The following is a 19292-nucleotide window of genomic DNA, read 5'->3' on the forward strand; positions in this document are numbered from 1 at the left end:
TGAACGATATCCGCTGCGGAGCGGGGCGAGGAAGGGAAGCCGTGGCCAGCGAAACAGTGTCTGCACTCGGGCTCGCATGTCAGGACGGCACGCAGTCCCAGGTCGTTACGGACCGGCCCTACTACGTGCCGGTCGGCAAGGAAGAGGAGGTGTTCAAGGCGGCCTACCGCCAAGGCCTTTCACTGCTTTTGAAGGGTCCGACAGGGTGCGGCAAGACGCGCTTCGTGGAGGCGATGGCGCACGACCTGGGCCGGCCGCTGATCACCGTCGCTTGCCACGACGACCTCACCACCGCCGACCTTGTCGGTCGGTTTCTGCTGCAGGGCGACGAGACGGTCTGGGTGGACGGCCCGCTGACCCGCGCGGTGCGTGAGGGCGCGATCTGTTACCTCGACGAGGTGGTCGAAGCCCGCCAAGACACCACTGTGGTGTTGCACCCCCTCGCCGACCATCGCCGCCAGCTGCCGATCGAGCGCCTCGGTGTCACGCTGGACGCGGCGCCGGGGTTCGGTCTGGTTGTGTCCTACAACCCCGGCTACCAAAGCGTTCTCAAAGACCTCAAGGACTCGACGCGCCAGCGGATGGTGGCCATCGAGTTCGGTTTTCCGGCCCCCGAACTCGAAGAGGGCATCATCGCGCACGAGGCGGGAGTGGGTCATTCCACCGCTGCCGAGTTGGTGCGCTTCGGGCAGGCGATCCGGCGCCTGGAGACCGGTGGCCTGCGCGAAGTCGCGTCGACCCGCGTGCTGATCGCGGCCGGGCGCTTGGTCGTCGAGGGTCTGTCCATTGCCATGGCCGCCAGGGTTGCGATCGCCGGACCGCTGACCGATGACGTCGCGGTGGGCCGTGGTCTGCACGAGTTGATCGACGTCTACCTGGGCGGATCGGCACCTGGTGATTGACGCAGTGCACCACCCCGGTTACGTTCAGAACAAATATTAGGTCGACCCCGAGTTCCTGCGACGAACGCCCGTACCATGGAGGTCAGATGTCATACGAGAGCACCGCGGAGCCCATCAAGGTCGGTTACCTGATGGACTTCACATTGCCGCCAGGCTTTCCGGACGAGCTACGGGCTTCATTCACGCAGACCTTTGACCTGGTGTTCGAGGAGGCCGTAGAGCAAGGATTGATGGACCGGCCGGTGCAGATGATCTACCGCGAGGTGGAAGGGCTGCCGAAGGGCACGGTGAAGGCGGTGATCGACGCCTACGGCGAACTCGTGGACGAGGGAGCTCTGGTGGTGTTCGGACCCAACATCACCGACAACTGTGTGCCGCTACGGGAAGCGATCGAGGAGCACTTCAAAGTCCCGGCCATCAGTGTCACGGGCACCGACGACTGGCTCGGCGAGTGGACATTCGCCTTTCCTCAAGGCTCGATGACGGACGAACCCATCTTTCTGGCGGATCTCGTGGCGAAACGCGGCCTGACCGAGATCGGTGTCCTGGTCGAGCAGAGCCTCATCGGTGACAGCTACCTGAAGAATCTGCGAACTGCATGTGCCCGCAAGGGCATTCGGATTGTTGCCGAAGCTGCGATCGCCCAGACCGCCCAGGACATCAATGCCGCGGTCAGCACGCTGCACGAGTCGAAGGCCGAGGCGATCGTGCATCTCGGTTTCGGTTTCGGCATTGTCTTCATCAACCCGGCGCTAGAGGCGGTCAACTGGGATCCGCCGCGGTTCACCACCACCGCATTCCAGAATGCCTGGGTCAACCCGATCATGTGGAACGCCTTTCTGGGCTGGATAGGCGTCGATCAGTACGACGAGGGCAACCTGGTCGGGCAAGCCTGGCTGGATCGGTATGCCAAGCGGTACAGCGGCAGCCGTCCCGAGTACTGCGTGTCGGTGGTCAACCACGACGTCGCTGCCACACTGGTCCGCGCCTTCACGGACGCACACCCGCTGAGCCCACGCGGCGTCAAAGAAGCGCTCGAACGCGTGAAGATGATGCCGGCGGCTTCTGGCGCACCCGGAACCCGGGTGTCCCTGGGGAAGTGGACCCGGCGTGCGTGGATGGGATCGGGGTATCTGGTCGCCCGCGCGCTCGACGTGGACGGCGTCAATTCGCACCTGGTCGACCGTTTCGGGGATGAATAACGTGACGACGCAGAAATCGCTACCGCCCGACACCCGGGTCGAGCGGCCGGCGCGCAAAGGTCCCAACTGGGGCCGAGTGATCTCCCTGGTCGCGTGGCTGGGCTTCCTGGGGTTGTTCGCCGCCGTCGGGCGCACCGACGTCGACCCGCGGGTGGCCAACCCGAACGTCGACGGGCGGCCCCGGCCGGTCGGATTCCTGACGGGATTCGATCACTGGCAGGTCATCCCGCAGGCCGGCGCCTTGATCATGGTCCTGGGCCTGTCCGTCGTGTTCATCCGTGGCTGGCGGAAGAGCCCAGGCAGTCCGGTGCTGCTGATGGTCCTGGTGACGACGCTGATCGTCTGGCAAGACCCGATCATGAACTGGTCGCCATACGCGGTGTACAACCCGATCTTGTTGCACTGGCCGGAATCCTGGCCGTTGATCATGATGTCGCCGACCGTCGAACCGTTCATCGTGTTCGGATACGTGACCTTCTACTTCGGCCCTTACTTCCCGGCCATCTGGATCCTGCGCAAGTTGCAGGCCAAGCGCGGCGCGGAGGCGTTCGTCACCCGGCACCCGCTGATCAGCCTGGGTGGCCTGGTGCTGGTGATCGGCTTCATCTTCGACGCCATGCTGGAGATGAGCTTGGTGCGTACCGGGCTGTACATCTACTCGCAGGCCATCCCGTTCGGAACGTTGTTCCCGGGCAGTACCTTCCAGTTCCCGTTGATCTGGGAGTCGCTCTCGGTGACCTTCGTGATGATCCCGGCGGCGATTCTGGTGTACCGCGACGACACCGGAAGGTCGGTGGCGGAGAAGCTCGCCGCGAAGGCAAGGCTGTTCCCGACCAAGCCGGTCCTCGGCACATTCCTGGTGATGTTCGCGATCATCAATGTGTCGTACTTCGCCTACGGCGGCTGGTTCTGGGCGATCAAGGCCAGCGGGTTGGCCACCTCCGTCGCCTGCCCGTGGCCGTATCCGGAGGCCAAGGTCTATGACCCACAAGGGTTTTACCGGGCGAACGGAGTCGAGGGGCCTTACTCCGTGGGCAAGTGGTCCACTTGGCAGCAAGGGCCGGCCCGCGACCCCGACGTCGAGTTGGGGTCGAAGAGCAACCGGTGCGCGACGGGTGGCCAGGATGGCTGAGCGTCGGGCTGTCGTCATCACCGGGGCATCCCGCGGGCTTGGCTTCGCATCGACCGCGCGCCTTTATCGCGAGGGGTGGCACGTGGTCGCTGCGATGCGTACGCCCGAGCGGGGAATGGCGTTGTTGCGCGAGGCGACAGGAGCTGGTGAGGGTGACGACAGGCTGATCGGCGTCCAGCTGGACCTCACCGACGCCGCCTCGATCGCCGCGGCAGCCAAGACGATCGAAGCGGCCGTCGGCGCACCGCATGCGTTGGTGCACAACGCCGGTATCTCGGCGGCGGGAATGGTCGAGGAGACCTCCCCCGACCTCTGGGAGCGCATGTTCGCCACGAACATCTTCGGCCCGGTGGCGCTCACCAAGGCGCTTCTACCGTCCATGCGAAAGGCCGGCCGCGGTCGCATCGTGTTGATCTCCAGCGCTGCGGGTGTGCGCGGAATGCCTGCCACCGCGCCGTATTCCGCGGTCAAGGGGGCGCTGGAGCGGTGGGGTGAATCGATGGCCGGCGAGGTGGCACCGTTCGGTATCGGTGTGACGATCCTGGTCACCGGGACCTACGACACCGAGATCATCACCGACGCGGGAACGACGGACGACCGTGATCTGGACGGGCCCTACGCTGCCCACCACCGCACGATGGACAAGCGCGGGCGGGCGATGATGAAGCGCGCGGCCAGGCCACCCGAGAAGTTCGCCGAAGGCCTGGTGAAAGCGCTCGCCAGCTCGAAACCGTTCGTGAGGACAGCTGTCGGGCCCGATGCCCGAATGCTGTTGATCGGCAACCGGTTACTGCCGGCGTCGGGTCTGCATCAGATGACCCGGCTGATGATGGGCATTCCGCGGTTCGGCGCACTGCGAGGAGAAGACACACACCATGGCTGACGCGGCGACATTCGAATCGAGAATGCTGATCGACGGCAAGCTCGTCGACGGCGAGGCAGGCACGTTCGTCAACGTCAATCCGGCGAACGAAGAAACCCTCGGGGAGGTCTCGGACGCCTCGAAGTCGGACGTGAACCGGGCCATCGACTCCGCGCGCCGGTCTTTCGACGAGACCGACTGGGCGACCAACCATCAGAGACGTAAGCGCTGCCTGGAACAACTGCAGGAGGCGATCGAGGGCGAGCTGGAGGAGTTGCGCGAGGAACTCATCTCCGAAGTGGGCGCTCCGCGTGCGGTGACGCACGGACCGCAACTCGACGCTCCGCTGGCCGATGGCCTCAATTTCCCGGCCAGGCTCATCGAAACCTTCCCGTGGGAAACGGATCTCGGGAACAGCATGGTTTCCGTCACCGGAGTGAACACGACGCGCAAGGTGTGGCGTGAGCCGGTAGGGGTGGTCGGCGCCATCGTGCCGTGGAACTTTCCGTTCGAGGTCGCCGTCAACAAGCTGGGACAGGCGTTGGCGACCGGCAACACCGTGGTGCTCAAGCCGGCACCTGACACTCCGTTCAACGCCACGCGGCTCGGCCGGCTCATCGCCGAGAACACCGACATCCCCGCGGGCGTGGTGAATGTCGTGACTGCATCGGACCACCTCGTCGGCGAGGAACTGACCCTGTCGCCCAAGGTCGACATGATCTCGTTCACCGGGTCCACGGCCGTGGGCAAGCGGATCATGGAAAAGGGTGCCGCGACGATGAAGCGGCTCTTCCTCGAACTCGGCGGCAAATCGGCGACGATCGTCTTGGAAGACGCGGATTTCAACACCGCCTGCCTGATCGGCATCGGACCCTTGCTGCACGCCGGGCAGGGCTGCGCCGCTCCCACGCGAATGCTGTTGCCGCGTTCCCGCTACGACGAGGGGGTCGCGATTCTGAAGGCAATCTACGAGAACATCGCGCCCGGTGATCCGCAGGACCCTGCAACCATCTGTGGCCCGGTCATCTCGGCCAAACAGCAGTCCCGGATCCTCGGCTACATCAGGAAAGGCGTCGACGAAGGCGCCACGATGCTGGTCGGCAGCACGCAGGCGCCGACGGCACTGGATCTGTATACCAAGGGTTTTTGGGTCAACCCAACGCTTTTCATCGATGTGGACAACTCGATGACGATCGCCCAGGAGGAGATCTTCGGACCGGTTCTCGTCGTCATTCCCTACGAGGATGAAGAGGATGCCATCCGGATCGCCAACGACAGCCCCTACGGACTCGCGGGCAACGTCATGTCGAGCTCGCTGGAGCGGTCGCTCGGCGTCGCGCGCCGGCTTCGCGCCGGGTTCATCGGCCTCAATGGCACCGCGGGTTACGGCGCCGACACTCCGTTCGGCGGTTACAAGAACAGCGGCGTCGGGCGCCAGAACGGCATCGCGGGATTCGAGCAGTACACCGAAATCAAGTCCGTCGCGTACCCGGCGCGGTAGAGGAGAACGAGAGAAGGAGGAAGCTATGCCCCAGTTATTTGAAGACCTCGAAGACTTCGGCTCCTTCGACGATGCCGTGTCGGGGGACGTTCGTGATCCCTACCCGGAGCTCGCCAGGCTCCGGCGCGAGGAGCCGGTCCAGCGGATCGACACCTCGGCCATGCCGGGGGAGCAGGGCAAGCCCGTCTTCATCGTGTACCGCTACGAGGACGCCCAGCAGATGCTGCGCGACAACGTGACGTTCTCGTCGTCGGGCGTCATCGCGGCGTTCGGCCCGGTCCTCGGTGAGCGGGTGATGCTGGGTATGGACGAACCGGTGCACGGACGGCTGCGTTCGCTCGTGTCGAAGGCGTTCTCGCAGAAAGCCTTGGCGCGTTGGGAAGATGAGCTGGTCGGACGAATCGCCAACGAGCTCATCGACAAGTTCGCCGCCAAGGGCAAGGTCGACCTGGTCAAGGACTTCACCTTCGACTATCCGAGCCGTGTCATCGCCGGGTTGTTGGGGTTGCCGGAAGTGGACTATCCGCAATTCCAGCGCTGGTCCATCTCGCTGCTGAGCTGGATCATGAACCCGGAGCGCGGCCTGGCGGCCTCAGCCGCACTGTGCGAATATTTCGCCCCCATCCTCCAGGCCCGCCGAGCCCAACCCGAGGAAGACATGATCAGTCTTCTCGCGGAGGCTGAGATCGACGGCGAGAAGCTCACCGACGAGGAGATTTTCTCGTTCCTGCGACTGCTATTGCCTGCAGGTGTGGAGACCACATATCGGTCGCTGGGCAATCTACTCTTCGGATTGCTCTCCGACACAAGGCAGCTGGACGCGGTCAGGGCCGACCGGTCGCTGATACCACAGGCCATCGAGGAAGCGGTGCGCTGGAACCCGCCACTGCTGACCATCACGCGCACCACGACCTGCGATACCGAGCTCGGCGGGGTGCACATACCCGCGGGCTGTTCGGTGATGCCGATGCTCGGTTCGGCGAATCGGCAGGAAGATCGGTGGCCGGACCCGGACGAATTCGACATCCTCCGGACCGCCAAGGGAAACCTGGGCTGGGGCCACGGTGTGCACGTGTGTCTGGGCATGCACCTGGCCCGGCTCGAAATGCGCACCGCCATAAACCTTCTGCTGGATCGGCTACCCAACCTGCGCCTGGACCCGGACAGCGTCGATCCCCACATTCGCGGACAGGTCTTCCGGTCACCGACCTCGTTGCCAGTTCGGTTCGGATGACAACGCCGAGCAGACACAGAGTCGCACTGAATGGCATGGATACATGCGATTCCGCGTCTGCTCGCGCAACGAAAAGCGACCAGGAGAGCTTGAAATGACCGATTTCGAGACAGTGGACTTCTTCACCGACCCGGCACTGGTACCTGACCCGTATCCGTATTTCGACCATCTACGGTCCAAATGCCCTGTGGCGCCTGCGACCCCGTTCAACGTCCTGGCCGTCACCGGGTACGACGAGGCAATGGCGGTGTACAAGGACCCGGTGTTCTCCTCGTGTGTGTCGGTGGCGGGCCCGTTCTCCGGCCTCCCGTTCGGGCCGGGGGAGGCTGACGATGTCTCCGAGCTGATCGAGCAGCACCGCGCGCAGGTTCCGATGGCCGAGCACATCACCTCGCAGGATCCGCCGGTCCACACCCGCACTCGCGGCCTGATGAACAAGCTGATCACCCCCAAGCGTCTCAAGGAAAACGAAGACTTCATGTGGCGGCTGGCCGACGAGCAACTCGACACGTTCATCGACAAGGGTGGCTGCGAATTTCTCGCCGACTACGCAAAACCGTTCTCGCTGCTGGTTATCGCCGATCTGCTGGGTGTCCCCGCCGAGGATCACGAGGAGTTCAAGGCGGCGTTCGCACTCGAAACTGTGGGGGAGATCGGCAAGGAGGCGCCGACAACCCACAACCCGCTGCAGTGGCTCAATGACAAGTTCTACGCCTACATCGAGGACCGCAGGCGCGCGCCGCGTGAAGATGTGCTGACCGGACTGGCGCAGGCCAAGTACGAGGACGGTTCGACACCCGAGATCGAGGACGTCATGAACCTGTCGACGTTCCTGTTCGCGGCGGGTACCGAGACCACGACGAAGTTGGTCAGTTCGGCGGTCCGGTTCATCGCGGACAACCCGGGATTCGAGACGATGCTGCGCGACGACCGGAGCCGCATTCCATCCTTCCTCGAAGAGACGCTCCGGATGGAGAGCCCGGTCAAGTCACACTTTCGGATGGCCAGCAGGACGACCCGTATCGGTGACGTCGAGGTGCCCGCCGGGACGACCGTCATGGTGCTGCCCGGGGCGTGCAACCGTGACGAACGGAAATTCCCCGACCCCAACTCCTTCCAGGCCGACCGTGCCAATGTGCGGGAGCAGATCGCCTTTATCCGCGGCGTCCACTCGTGCCCGGGAGCCCCACTGGCCCGAGCCGAAGGCCGCATTTCGCTGAACAGGATTCTGGACCGGATGAGCGACATCACCATCTCCGAGGAACATCACGGCCCCGCGGACAACCGCGATTACGCCTACGAGCCGACGTTCATCATGCGTGGTCTCGCCGCCCTACACACCACGTTTACGCCGCTCGGCTGAGCACTCGTGAAGAAGGAGCACAAGATGACCGGAAAACTCGATGGCAAGGTCGCTTTCATCACCGGTGCGGCGCGTGGGCAGGGCCGCGCGCATGCGGTGGCGATGGCGAAGGAAGGCGCCGACATCATCGCTGTGGACATCTGCCGTGACATCGCGTCCAATCCCTATCCGCTGGCCACACCCGAGGACCTCGCCGAGACCGAACGCAAGATCAAAGAACTCGGCCGTCGCGTCGTCGCACGGGTGGCCGATGTCCGGGAGCGTCACGAGTTGCGCGACGCGGTCGAGGCCGGGATCGCCGATCTCGGCAAGATCGACATCGTCGTCGCCAACGCCGGGATTCTGCCGATGGCGATGGGTAATCCTGATCCGATGGGGTTCGTCGACGCCTCGGACGTCGATCTGCTCGGCGTGATGAACACCGTCGCAGTGGCGATCCCGCATCTGCCCGACGGTGCGTCGATCATCGTGACCGGTTCCACCGCGGGCATGATCCGCGGTACCACCACCAGCCCGGATATGGGTCCGGGCGGAGCCGGGTACGGCTGGAGCAAGCGCATCGTCATGGAGTATGTCGACGAGATGTGTCTTCACCTGGCGCCGAGGATGATCCGGGTCAACGCCATCCACCCGACCAACTGCAATACCCATCTGCTGCAGAACGAGGGCATGTACGGGGTGTTCCGCCCCGACCTCAAGGCCGCGGGCAAGACGGCCACCCGCGAGGACGCCGAACCGCTGTTCAACCTGTTCCAAGCGATGCCGATCCCGTACATCGAACCGGAGGACATGGCCAATCTCGGGGTGTTCCTGGCCGGCGAAGAGAGCCGCTACATCACCGGGCAGCACATCCGCGTCGACGCCGGTTCACTGCTCAAGTGGCCCAACGGGCCCCAGTAGTTCTCCGAGGAGGTGCAATGGGCGCAATCATCATGTTGGGCACCCTGTTTGGCCTGATCGTCCTGATCGTCGGCCTGGTGCTGTATTTCGATCCGGAGGCGCGTCGCACACCGCCGGAGCCGCAACCCTCATCGGGGCCGGTGGTGGATCAGTGAGCGTGCAGTTCTTGATCAACGCCGGAGTGGCGTTCGCGTACGTCACCGGTCTGGGTTTCCTGGCTGCCGGTATCTACCTGAGTTACCGGCGCGGGCGCCTGCATCCGCTGCTGTTGCTCTGCGTTTCGGCACTCTCGTTCTCCTGGATCGAGGCGCCTTACGACTGGGCGATGTACGCACAATTTCCGCCCGCGCTACCGCGGATGCCGTCGTGGTGGCCGCTCAACATGACCTGGGGCGGGCTTCCTTCAGCGGTACCCGTCGGCTACATGGGGTACTTCGTGTTGCCGGCCATCATCGGTGCGGCACTTGGCCGTTGGGTGTGGAGGAAGTGGAACTGGCGTCGACCGCAGACCCTGCTTGTGGTGGGCTTCGCTGTGGGACTCCTCTGGGCCTTGTTCTTCAACGCGATCATCGGCGCGCGGCTCGGCCTGTTCTACTACGGCTATGTGATCGAAGGACTGGGACTGTGGGAAGGGACCAAGCACCAGTACCCGATCTACGACGCCATCGCGATGGGTCTGCAGATGATGGTGTTCACCTATCTGTTGGGCCGCACCGATTCCCAGGGCCGCAACGTGGTCGAGATATGGGCCGACAAGATTTCGGCGACCCGGCTGCAATCGGGTGTGCTGTCGGTGATCGCCGCGATCGTAATCGGACACGCGGTTTACGTCTCGGTTTTCGCGCCGCACCTGGTTACCAAGCTCGGCGGTTGGGTGACCGCGGGGCCCGCCGAGCAGCTATTTCCCGGGGTGCCGAATCAGCCCAGGTAGCGCCTGCGGGAATCACCAGGCACACAGCACGATTGGAAGGTAGGACGACGGTGACGGTCGACCCCGCGGTGGAGTTGTATTACGACCCCTACGATTTCGCGATTGACGACAATCCCTATCCGATCTGGCGACGTATGCGTCAAGAAGCTCCGCTGTACTACAACGACAAGTACAACTTCTACGCGCTGAGCCGATACCACGACGTGGCCAAGGCCCTGCCCGATTGGGAGACCTATCGGTCGGGGCGGGGGACAACCGCGGATATCCTGTTCAGCGGCATCGAGGTGCCGCCGGGCATCCTGCTGTTCGAGGACCCGCCACTGCATGATCTGCACCGCCGTCTGCTGTCCCGGGTCTTCACGCCCCGGCGCATGCTGGCCGTCGAGGACCTGGTCCGTGGATTTTGTGCTCGCGCACTGGATCCGCTGGTGGATGGCGACGGCTTCGACTTCGTCACCGACCTCGGTGCCATCATGCCGATGCGCACCATCGGTTACCTGCTCGGGATTCCCGAGGAGGGACAGGAAAAGATCCGTGCCCGCACTGACAAGAACATCTCAGTCGGCAATGACGCCGGGGACGTCAGTGCGACGGTTTTCGCCGAGTCACTCGCGGAGTTCGCCGAGTACATCGAGTGGCGGGCAACCCATCCTTCCGATGACCTCATGACCGAACTGCTCAACGCGGAGGTGGAGGAGCCGGACGGGTCGCGGCGCCAGTTGGAACGCACCGAAGTTCTCGCCTACACAGCGATGATCGCCGGAGCCGGGGGCGAAACCACGGCCCGGCTGATCGGCTTCATGGGTCAGCTTCTCGCGGAGCACCCCGACCAACGCCATGAGATCGCCGCCGATCCGTCCTTGATCCCCTCGGCCGTCGAGGAAACGCTGCGCTTCGAACCACCGTCGCCGGTGCAGGCGCGTTACGTGGCGTCCGATGTCGAACTGTACGGGCAGACCGTTACCGAAGGGTCTTACATGCTGCTGCTCAACGGCTCGGCCAACCGTGACGACACCCGGTACATCGATCCGGACCGCTACGACATCCACCGCAAAGGCAGCCATCTGAGCTTCGGCCAGGGTCTGCATTTCTGTCTGGGTTCGGCGCTGGCCAGGCTCGAGGCGCGGGTGGCCTTCGAAGAGGTCCTGAAGCGCTGGACCGACTGGGCGGTCGACTACGAATACGCGACCATGGCCCACACCTCAAGCGTGCGGGGATGGGCGCGGATGCCGGTCAAGACCGGCTGAACATGTCAGTAGTTGTTGCAGCTGGCTGCGATCGAGTTGATCGGCCCAAAGTACTGCGCTGCCATCGGGCTGCCCTGCATCTGCGTCACCGTCTGCTGGCGCTCGGCCGGCCCTGACGCCAGGAAATTGCGCAGCGCGCCCTGGGCGAACGGAGATGTGTTGAACTGCTGGGCGAGGTCAGGACGTTGCGCGTTGAGCGCCGCGATGACCTGCTCGTAGCTACATGTCGTGTTGACCACGCCACTGAAGTCGGGTTGGGCGGATGCCAACCCTGCAGACAGTGGAACCGAGACGGCCAGGCCGCCCAGAGCGGCAGCGATGTACTTGAAAGAAGACTTGATCACCTGTTGGAACCCCCATGTTGTTCGCCCAGAAAAGCGATGCCTTGCACGTTTGCCGGACCCGACCTCATTCGAGGTTAACAGGCGGCAGACGTGCAAGGCGTCCTTGCACAACCGACCTCAGTCGATGACGGCGGCTTCCTTGCGCTCGGTGATCGGCCGGGCCAACTCCTGCTCATTGCAGATGCGCTGCAGCTTCTCCAGGGTTTCGTCCAGGCCGGGCCCCAGTTTCTTGCCCGGGGTGAACCGTGCCGGAAGGTTCCGCATGCCCTGGATGACACCGATGGTGTCGTAGTGCACGGTGCCCTCCGGATCGCACACGTAATCGGGCATCCGGTCCAGCACTGCCGTCAGCATCGACTTGAACACGGTGCGGGCCACGTTGGAACCGACGCAACGGTGCACACCGATACCGAAGCTGAAGTGACGGTTGCCCTTCCGGTCGAGGATGATCTCGTTGGGCTGCTCGAACACCGATGGGTCACGGTTGGCCATCGCCCAGGACAGCCAGAGCCGCTCGTACTGCTTGAACTGCTGGCCCTCGACTTCGACGTCCTCGGAGAAGGTCCTGCCGTCACCAGGCGCCGGCGTGAAGAAACGCAGGAACTCCTCGGTGGCCGGGTCCAGCAGCGTGGCCCGCTCCTCGCTCAGTCGGGTGCGCTCATCAGGATGCTGGCCCAGCCACTCCAAGGCATGGGCGGTCAATGCGGTGGTGGTGTCGAATCCACCACCGATGACCAGGCCGAGGTTGCCGAGGATCTCCATGTCCGGCGCGGGCTCACCGTCGATGCGCAACTGCAGCATCGCGTTGACCAGCCCAGGCCGCGGAGTCTCCCGGATCTCCATCATGTTGTTGATGATGTCGATGCCCATTTCGCGGTGCTGCTCGTTGATCTTCTCGCGATCGGGGGAGTGCTCCGGGGTGTACACCGATGCGTGGGTGGGCTCGCTGTAGACGTTCCACTTCTTGAGCTCGATCCCCATCATGGCCAGGGTGAACACGGCGGGCACCACGTTGGCCAGATGCTCGACGAAGTCGATCTCGCCGGACTCGATGTGCTCATCGAGTGCCGCGCGGGTGATCTCGTCGACGAACGGTACCCATCGCTTGATCGCCGCGGGCGACAGATACGGGTTCAGCGCACCGCGGTAGGCGCTGTGCTCGGGTTCGTCCATCTCCAGGATGCCGCCGCGGACCACCGTCGCGCGACTGGCCTTCGGGATGGTGATGCCCTGATACGGCGTCTCCCCGCTGATGTCGTGATGGTTCGAGACGACGGGGCAGCGGGCCAGTTCGAACACGTGCTTGCTGTCGGCGGCAACCCAGTGGCCGTTGTAGGTGTCGGTCCAGGCCATTGGGCACCGGGACTGCATCTCGTCGGTGATCTTCTCGAACTGCAGCCGGTATTCCGGTGTGTGCCGGTCGAAGTGGTACTTGTGTTTCTTGCGGTCGTCGTCGTCGGTCGTGACATCTTGGATGCTCACGGCGTTGTCTCCCTTGGTATTCGGGTCGGCATCAGTCTTCGATGACGATGGCCTGCTCGGGGCAGGAGTGCGCGGCCTCGCGGACCGCGTCTTCCTGGTCGGAGGGCACGACATCGGAAACCGGTGACGCGTGACCGTCGACGTCATCGAGGACGAACGAGTCCGGCGCGATCATCGAGCACAGGGTATGTCCCTGGCAACGGCTGCCATCAACCGAAACCTTCACTACGCCAACTCCTTTCGAATCACTGGAGGCGGAATCAGACGTGGTAGTCGTACCACTTGAGGTAGCCGCCGGCGTCGACCCGCAGCTGCATGCCGGTGACGTATCGCGACTCTTCCGAGGCCAGCCACAGCACTGCATTGCTGATGTCTTCGGGCTCGATGAAGTTGACCTTCATGGCCTGCTGCACACCGAACACCGGTTCGGCGTCGGCGCGGGTGGGGTTCTCCAGATCCGGCCGGAACGAGCGGTACATCGGCTCGCTCTGCAGCATGTTCGTGTTGCAGTTGGTGGGGTGGACGACGTTGGCGCGGATGCCGCGCACCGCCAGTTCGGTGGCCAGCGCGTGCACGTATTCGGAGATCAGCCGCTTGGAGACCATGTAGCCCATGCCGCCCGGATCGGCGCCCGGGTTGGGCTTGTTGTGAGCGTCCATCAGCGCGGCGGCCGACGCGGTCGCGATGATCGAGGCGCCTTCCTTCAGGTGCGGCAGCGCGACCTGGATGGCGTTGATGGTGCCCACGAAGTTGGTGTTGATGCCGTCGGTCCAGGCTTGCATCGCGGGCTCACCCTTCATCGCCGCGATACCGGCCTGCGCCACGACGATGTCGAGCTTGCCGAACTCGGCGAGACCGGCGTCCAGCGCGCCCCGCAATTCGGCTTCGTTGCGGACATCGGCCTGGGCGGTGACGATGCGACGGCCGGTCTTCTCGACGTAGTTCTTCGTCTCTTCGAGGTCTTCTGCCGTGGCCATCGCATAGCCGACGGTGTCGTAGTTCTTACAGATGTCGACGGCGATGATGTCGGCGCCCTCTTCGGCGAGCCGGATCGCGTGGCTGCGGCCCTGACCGCGTGCCGCGCCGGTGATGAATGCGACTTTCCCGGCTACCCGGCCTTCTACGCTTCCCACAATTGTCCTTTCGCTGATGATGTTTCGTGCGCGTCCGCGCGCGTCAGGTATTACGGCCGCCGTTGACGCCGAGGATCTGGCCGGTGATGTAGCCGGCTTCCTCGGAGGCGAAGAAGGCGCAGGCCGCGGCAATGTCCTCGGGCTTGCCCATCCGGCGCACCGGGGTCTGCGCGATCTGCTTTTCGGTGTCGCCGAGGAAGCCCTTGCCTTCTGCCTTGCGCAGCATGGGGGTGTCGATGAACCCCGGAGGCACGGCATTGACGGTGATGCCGTTGGGGCCGAGTTCGAGCGCCAGGCTCTTGGTCAGCCCGTTGACCGCGGACTTCGCCGCGACATAAGGGGACATGAACGGTTGGCCCGAATGGGTGCTCGACGACGAGATGTTGACGATGCGCCCCCAGCCGGCTTCGAGCATGTCGGGCAATGCCGCCTGGATGCAGTGGAAGACGCCGTTGAGGTTGACGTCGATGATCTGCTGCCACTTCTCGAACGACACATCGGTGAAGCGTTTGAAGCAGTCCACACCGGCGGCGTTCACCAGCACGGAGATCGGACCGAGTTGGGCGCGAACGGCATTGAGTGCGGTGTCGACGGCGGCCCGGTCGGTCACATCGGCGACGTGGGCGAACTCATCATCCGACGGTTGCAGGTCGAGTACCGCGACATTGAGGCCGTCGGCGCGCAAACGTGCGGCGATGGCCGCTCCGATGCCTGAACCTCCTCCGGTGACGACGGCATTCTTCATGGCAGTTCTCCGGTCGCCGGGCGGTGCCGGACTTTCTCAGCGGTCAAGAATCATCCTTCCGATTATGAGAACCGTACTCTCGGACCGGTGGGCACCGCAAGATCCGCGCACAACCTGCGTGACTCCTGCGGCAATGGCGGATCCGCAGCGAATAGGGCATGACTAGCTGATCTATCTTTCACTTGAGTTCTCATCGAGCGAATGTATGATTCGCCGGTGATGAGAATGCAGTTTCCATCACAGTAGGGAATCGCCTGAGGAGGATGATGCAGGAAGCGCCCACCATCGCGGAAGAACAGCGGGCTGACCGGAAGTTGTTGATCGGCGGAGAGCTGCGCGAGACGCCGCGGACGTTTCCTTCCGTCAACCCGGCGACCGGTGAAGTGTTCGGATACGCGCCGGACGCCACGGTCGCCGACGCCGAGGCCGCGGTCACCGCGGCCAGGCAGGCGTTCGACCACACCGACTGGTCCACGAACACCGAATTCCGGATCCGGTGCCTCGAGCAGCTGCACCAGGCTCTGGTCGAGCACCGCGACGAACTCGCCGCTCTCACGACCACCGAGGTCGGGGCCACCGCGGCGCTGTGCGCCGGTGCCCAGCTGGACGGGCCCATCGACATCGTTCGGTACTACGCGGAGTTGCTCAAGACTTACCCGCTGACCGAGGACCTCGGAAACATCGAGAGCCGCGGCATGCAGCATCACCGGTGGGTGGAGAAGGAAGCCGGCGGCGTCGTCGCCGCGATCATCGCCTACAACTATCCGAACCAGCTGGCCCTGGCCAAGCTCGCCCCGGCCCTCGCCGCAGGCTGCACCGTGGTGCTCAAATCCGCACCGGATACCCCATTGATCACGCTGGCCCTCGGCGAGTTGATCGCCAACCACACCGACATCCCGGCCGGCGTCGTCAACGTGCTGTCAGGTGCCGACCCCGAGGTCGGTGCGGTGCTCACCACGAGTCCCGACGTAGACATGGTCACCTTCACCGGCTCGACACCGACCGGCCGGCGCATCATGGCCGCGGCCAGCGAGACATTGAAAAAGGTATTCCTGGAGCTCGGCGGCAAGTCGGCGGCGATCGTCCTCGACGATGCCGACTTCAACACCGCCGCGATGTTCTCGGCGTTCAGCATGGTCACCCATGCCGGTCAGGGCTGCGCGCTGACCTCACGACTGCTGGTGCCGGCCAAGCACAAAGACGAGATCGTCGAGCTGATCAAGAACAACTTCGGCCTCGTGCGGTTTGGCGATCCGACCGACCCCAAGACCTACATGGGTCCGTTGATCAGCGAGAAGCAGCGCGACAAGGTCGACGGCATGGTCCAAAGGGCCGTCGCCGCGGGAGCAACGTTGGTCACCGGTGGCCAGAAGGTCGAGCCCGGCTTCTTCTATACCCCGACCCTGCTGGCCGATGTCGACCCCGACAGTGAGATCGCCCAGGAAGAGGTCTTCGGACCGGTGCTCGCGGTGATCGCCTACGAAGACGACGACGACGCCGTGCGGATCGCCAACAACTCGATCTACGGGTTGTCCGGTGCGGTGTTCGGCAGCGAGGACCGCGCATTGGCCGTGGCGCGGAGGATCCGGACCGGGACCTTCTCCATCAACGGCGGCAACTACTTCAGCCCCGACAGTCCGTTCGGCGGATACAAGCAGTCCGGTATCGGCCGGGAGATGGGCACCGCCGGACTCGAGGAGTTCATGGAAGTCAAGACGTTCGCGCGGGTGCTGTCGTGACGGCCGGTGGCCCGTTGGAGGGCATCCGCGTCCTCGAGGTCGCGATGTACGGCTTCGTCCCGTCGGCGGGAGCGGTACTGGGGGAGTGGGGTGCCGACGTCATCAAGGTCGAGCACGCCGTCACCGGAGACCCGCAGCGCGGCCTGCGTCAGACGGGGCCGCTGCGGGTCGAGGGCGATCCGAACCCGAACATCGAGCACGCCAACCGCGGCAAGCGCAGCATCGGGCTCGACATGTCGGTCCCGGAGGGACGCGAGATACTGCTCGAACTGGCGAAAAAGGCCGACGTGTTCCTCACCAGCTTCCTGCCGGGTCACCGGCAGAAGTTCGGCATCGACGTCGACGACATCCGCGCGGTGAACCCCGACATCATCTATGCCCGTGGCAGTGCTCTCGGACCACGCGGCGAAGAGTCGGTCAAAGGTGGTTACGACATGACCGCCTTCTGGTGCCGCGCCGGCACGGCCGCGACCATCACCCCGGCCGGGATGGCGGGAATGATCGCGCCACCGGGGCCGGCCTACGGTGACACCATCTCGGGTACCAACCTGGCAGGCGGGATCGCGGCGGCGCTGCTCAAGCGGGAGCGCAGCGGTGAGCCGTCGATCGTCGATGTGTCACTGCTGGGCAGCGGGCTGTGGTCGATGGGTCACACCGTGGCGCTGACCCAGCATCTGAACCAACTGATGGTGACCCCGCCGCCCGGGGTGCACGGCTCGCCGATCAACCCGCTCGTCGGGCTGTACGCGACGGCGGACGACCGGTACATCTCGTTCGTGATGATGCAGCCGACCAAGTTCTGGGCCGATGTCTGCCGGCACATGGACCTGGAGCAGTACCTCGACGACCCGAGGTTCGCCACCGCTGAATCCTTCGCAGAGCACACACCTGACGCGGTCGAGATCCTCACCGAGGCGATGAAGAAGCGGACTTTGCCAGAGTGGAGCGAGCGATTCGCCACCCTGGCCGGGCCGTGGGCTCCGGTGCAGGACACCCTGCAGGCCGCCAAGGACACCCAGATCCGGGCCAACGAGTACATCGTGCAGGCGGGCGAACTCGAGTTGGTGGCCAACCCAGTGCAATTCGACGTCACGGCGCCGAGCACCGGTCCGGCACCGGGCTTCGCCGAACAAACTGACGATATTCTGCAGGAACTGGGTTTGGACTGGGATCGCATTATCGAACTCAAGACTGACGGCGCAGTCACCTAGGCCATCGTCACCATGCCCTTCAACGTTTCCACCGGAATCCGTCTGTCGTGCGACGCTTCTCCCGCGGCCCACGGCATGCACGGTGATGCGGTGCGACCCGGCGAGGGGAGCCGTCCCAATTGTCAACCAGCCGAGCAAGTTCTGAGTTATTTGCCCTCGCGACAGATGCCTGGTCCGATAGCATCAGGCACTCGGGGGACGGTCGTGGGGACGAGTCTGTTCGGCTTCGCCGGTGCAACCGGTGAACTGAAGAAACCCAACGGAAGCAGGAGGTGCGTCAGATGCCAGAGCGCACCCCGCATTTGCCGGTCAGTTTCGATCCAGCCGGTTCACGAATGGATGTACAGATGAAAGGCATTGCACCCCAGTTTGTTTCGGGTGACATCGAGCACCCGACCGGCCGGTTGGCACGCTCTGGGATGGAGGTTGCGGCGTGACCGGGTTCGGGCCGAAGTTCGCTCAGTCCGTCGTTGACCGGTTCGTGCAACCGCGTCGTCGAGCACTTAACATCGGCGCACCGACTGCGGGGGCGGCAGTCATCAGCCTGGAGGGACCACTGACGCATGGCGGATAAATGGTCAACCGGAGTATCACTACGCAGCCTGTCGGGCCCGATGCAGGCGGTCGGGGCATTGTTCGCGATGTCGCTGGACGCAATCCGGTTCGTATTCAAGCGGCCCTTCCAGGGGCGGGAGTTTCTGGAGCAGTGCTGGTTCGTGGCGCGCGTGTCGATGGCGCCGACGTTGTTGGTCGCGATCCCGTTCACCGTGCTGGTGAGCTTCACCCTCAACATCCTCCTGCGCGAGTTGGGCGCCGCGGACCTTTCGGGTGCCGGCGCGGCCTTCGGCGCGGTGACCCAGCTGGGCCCGATGGTCACGGTGCTCATCGTGGCCGGTGCCGGGGCGACGGCGATGTGCGCGGATCTGGGCTCACGCACCATCCGTGAGGAGATCGACGCCATGGAGGTGCTCGGGATCAACCCGATCCAGCGCCTGGTGACCCCCAGAATGCTCGCGTCAGGACTGGTCGCCTTATTGCTCAACAGCCTGGTGGTGATCATCGGCATCCTGGGCGGTTACGTGTTCTCGGTGTTCATCCAGGACGTGAATCCCGGCGCCTTCGCGGCCGGTATCACGCTGCTGACCGGTGTGCCGGAGGTGATCATCTCCTGCGTCAAGGCCGCACTGTTCGGGCTCATCGCCGGTCTGGTGGCCTGCTACCGCGGGTTGACGATCAGCGGCGGCGGCGCCAAGGCCGTCGGCAACGCGGTGAACGAGACAGTGGTCTACGCCTTCATGGCGCTGTTCGTGATCAACGTGGTTGTCACGGCCATCGGTATCCGCATGACGGCGCACTGAGGCAGG

The 19292-nt window shown here is 64.2% G+C and carries 20 protein-coding genes; 15 read left to right on the forward strand and 5 right to left on the reverse strand.

The window, feature by feature from the left end; translation table 11 throughout:
• Positions 1-41: 41 nt before the first annotated feature.
• The 11 genes from H977_RS0122680 (at position 42) to H977_RS0122730 (ending at position 11274) form a co-directional block, all read left to right on the forward strand.
• The gene (locus H977_RS0122680) at positions 42-902 is read left to right on the forward strand and encodes a CbbQ/NirQ/NorQ/GpvN family protein (protein ID WP_029110016.1); all 861 of its coding nucleotides are present in this window, start codon (positions 42-44) and stop codon (positions 900-902) included.
• Between the two features lie 86 nt (positions 903-988).
• Positions 989-2104: an ABC transporter substrate-binding protein gene (locus H977_RS0122685; protein WP_029110017.1), complete on the forward strand. Its 1116-nt coding sequence runs from the start codon at positions 989-991 to the stop codon at positions 2102-2104.
• Between the two features lies 1 nt (position 2105).
• Complete coding sequence (locus tag H977_RS0122690; RefSeq protein WP_029110018.1) at positions 2106-3236, forward strand: spirocyclase AveC family protein; 1131 nt, start codon at positions 2106-2108, stop codon at positions 3234-3236.
• Positions 3229-4119: an SDR family oxidoreductase gene (locus H977_RS0122695; protein ID WP_029110019.1), complete on the forward strand. Its 891-nt coding sequence runs from the start codon at positions 3229-3231 to the stop codon at positions 4117-4119. The genes H977_RS0122690 and H977_RS0122695 overlap by 8 nt, the downstream gene beginning before the upstream one ends.
• Positions 4112-5599 carry an aldehyde dehydrogenase family protein gene (locus H977_RS0122700; protein ID WP_029110020.1) on the forward strand — a complete coding sequence of 496 codons (1488 nt, stop codon included), beginning with the start codon at positions 4112-4114 and terminating at the stop codon, positions 5597-5599. The genes H977_RS0122695 and H977_RS0122700 overlap by 8 nt, the downstream gene beginning before the upstream one ends.
• Positions 5600-5624: 25 nt before the next feature.
• Complete coding sequence (locus tag H977_RS0122705; RefSeq protein ID WP_029110021.1) at positions 5625-6833, forward strand: cytochrome P450; 1209 nt, start codon at positions 5625-5627, stop codon at positions 6831-6833.
• Between the two features lie 94 nt (positions 6834-6927).
• On the forward strand, positions 6928-8196 hold the full coding sequence (locus H977_RS0122710; protein WP_029110022.1) for a cytochrome P450: 1269 nt from the start codon (positions 6928-6930) through the stop codon (positions 8194-8196).
• Positions 8197-8220: 24 nt separating this feature from the next.
• Complete coding sequence (locus H977_RS0122715; protein WP_029110023.1) at positions 8221-9096, forward strand: mycofactocin-coupled SDR family oxidoreductase; 876 nt, start codon at positions 8221-8223, stop codon at positions 9094-9096.
• A gap of 17 nt (positions 9097-9113) precedes the next feature.
• Positions 9114-9251, forward strand: coding sequence for a hypothetical protein (locus H977_RS35670; protein WP_196808304.1), 138 nt, complete (start codon positions 9114-9116; stop codon positions 9249-9251).
• Positions 9248-10027 carry a spirocyclase AveC family protein gene (locus H977_RS0122725; protein ID WP_029110024.1) on the forward strand — a complete coding sequence of 260 codons (780 nt, stop codon included), beginning with the start codon at positions 9248-9250 and terminating at the stop codon, positions 10025-10027. The genes H977_RS35670 and H977_RS0122725 overlap by 4 nt, the downstream gene beginning before the upstream one ends.
• Before the next feature lie 50 nt (positions 10028-10077).
• Positions 10078-11274, forward strand: a complete 1197-nt coding sequence (locus tag H977_RS0122730; protein WP_029110025.1) for a cytochrome P450 — start codon at positions 10078-10080, stop codon at positions 11272-11274.
• Between the two features lie 5 nt (positions 11275-11279).
• Here the strand turns inward: H977_RS0122730 and H977_RS0122735 are convergent, their stop codons facing one another.
• From H977_RS0122735 to H977_RS0122755, 5 genes are all read right to left on the reverse strand, one after another.
• Positions 11280-11618: a hemophore-related protein gene (locus H977_RS0122735; RefSeq protein WP_029110026.1), complete on the reverse strand. Its 339-nt coding sequence runs from the start codon at positions 11616-11618 to the stop codon at positions 11280-11282.
• Positions 11619-11735: 117 nt separating this feature from the next.
• Positions 11736-13100, reverse strand: coding sequence for a cytochrome P450 (locus tag H977_RS0122740; RefSeq protein ID WP_029110027.1), 1365 nt, complete (start codon positions 13098-13100; stop codon positions 11736-11738).
• A gap of 31 nt (positions 13101-13131) precedes the next feature.
• Entirely contained in the window at positions 13132-13326 is a 195-nt protein-coding gene (locus H977_RS0122745; RefSeq protein ID WP_029110028.1) for a ferredoxin, read from the reverse strand.
• A 34-nt stretch (positions 13327-13360) separates the two neighbouring features.
• Positions 13361-14233 (reverse strand): mycofactocin-coupled SDR family oxidoreductase, encoded by an 873-nt coding sequence (locus tag H977_RS0122750; RefSeq protein WP_029110029.1) that lies wholly within the window; start codon positions 14231-14233, stop codon positions 13361-13363.
• Between the two features lie 43 nt (positions 14234-14276).
• Positions 14277-14978: an SDR family NAD(P)-dependent oxidoreductase gene (locus H977_RS0122755; protein WP_029110030.1), complete on the reverse strand. Its 702-nt coding sequence runs from the start codon at positions 14976-14978 to the stop codon at positions 14277-14279.
• Positions 14979-15244: 266 nt separating this feature from the next.
• Here H977_RS0122755 and H977_RS0122760 point away from each other — a divergent pair, with 266 nt between their 5' ends.
• The 4 genes from H977_RS0122760 (at position 15245) to H977_RS0122775 (ending at position 19286) form a co-directional block, all read left to right on the forward strand.
• Entirely contained in the window at positions 15245-16717 is a 1473-nt protein-coding gene (locus tag H977_RS0122760) for an aldehyde dehydrogenase family protein (protein WP_029110031.1), read from the forward strand.
• Positions 16714-17928, forward strand: coding sequence for a CaiB/BaiF CoA transferase family protein (locus H977_RS0122765; RefSeq protein ID WP_036476815.1), 1215 nt, complete (start codon positions 16714-16716; stop codon positions 17926-17928). Before H977_RS0122760 ends, H977_RS0122765 begins: the two co-directional genes overlap by 4 nt.
• 281 nt (positions 17929-18209) lie before the next feature.
• On the forward strand, positions 18210-18365 hold the full coding sequence (locus H977_RS35385; RefSeq protein ID WP_155946778.1) for a hypothetical protein: 156 nt from the start codon (positions 18210-18212) through the stop codon (positions 18363-18365).
• 126 nt (positions 18366-18491) lie between these two features.
• Positions 18492-19286 (forward strand): MlaE family ABC transporter permease, encoded by a 795-nt coding sequence (locus H977_RS0122775; protein ID WP_029110033.1) that lies wholly within the window; start codon positions 18492-18494, stop codon positions 19284-19286.
• Positions 19287-19292: the final 6 nt, after the last annotated feature.

The sequence above is a fragment of the Mycobacterium sp. URHD0025 genome, from assembly GCF_000426065.1.
In the GTDB taxonomy this organism is placed as follows: Bacteria; Actinomycetota; Actinomycetes; order Mycobacteriales; family Mycobacteriaceae; genus Mycobacterium.

Bases quoted from the DNA above. Each gene is read 5' to 3' on its own strand.
- H977_RS0122685 (WP_029110017.1), top strand. From the start codon at position 989: ATGTCATACGAGAGCACCGCGGAGCCCATCAAGGTCGGTTACCTGATG.
- H977_RS0122695 (WP_029110019.1), top strand. From the start codon at position 3,229: ATGGCTGAGCGTCGGGCTGTCGTCATCACCGGGGCATCCCGCGGGCTT.
- H977_RS0122700 (WP_029110020.1), top strand. From the start codon at position 4,112: ATGGCTGACGCGGCGACATTCGAATCGAGAATGCTGATCGACGGCAAG.
- H977_RS0122705 (WP_029110021.1), top strand. From the start codon at position 5,625: ATGCCCCAGTTATTTGAAGACCTCGAAGACTTCGGCTCCTTCGACGAT.
- H977_RS0122710 (WP_029110022.1), top strand. From the start codon at position 6,928: ATGACCGATTTCGAGACAGTGGACTTCTTCACCGACCCGGCACTGGTA.
- H977_RS0122715 (WP_029110023.1), top strand. From the start codon at position 8,221: ATGACCGGAAAACTCGATGGCAAGGTCGCTTTCATCACCGGTGCGGCG.
- H977_RS35670 (WP_196808304.1), top strand. From the start codon at position 9,114: ATGGGCGCAATCATCATGTTGGGCACCCTGTTTGGCCTGATCGTCCTG.
- H977_RS0122755 (WP_029110030.1), bottom strand. From the start codon at position 14,978: ATGAAGAATGCCGTCGTCACCGGAGGAGGTTCAGGCATCGGAGCGGCC.
- H977_RS0122760 (WP_029110031.1), top strand. From the start codon at position 15,245: ATGCAGGAAGCGCCCACCATCGCGGAAGAACAGCGGGCTGACCGGAAG.
- H977_RS35385 (WP_155946778.1), top strand. From the start codon at position 18,210: ATGCCAGAGCGCACCCCGCATTTGCCGGTCAGTTTCGATCCAGCCGGT.
- H977_RS0122775 (WP_029110033.1), top strand. From the start codon at position 18,492: ATGGCGGATAAATGGTCAACCGGAGTATCACTACGCAGCCTGTCGGGC.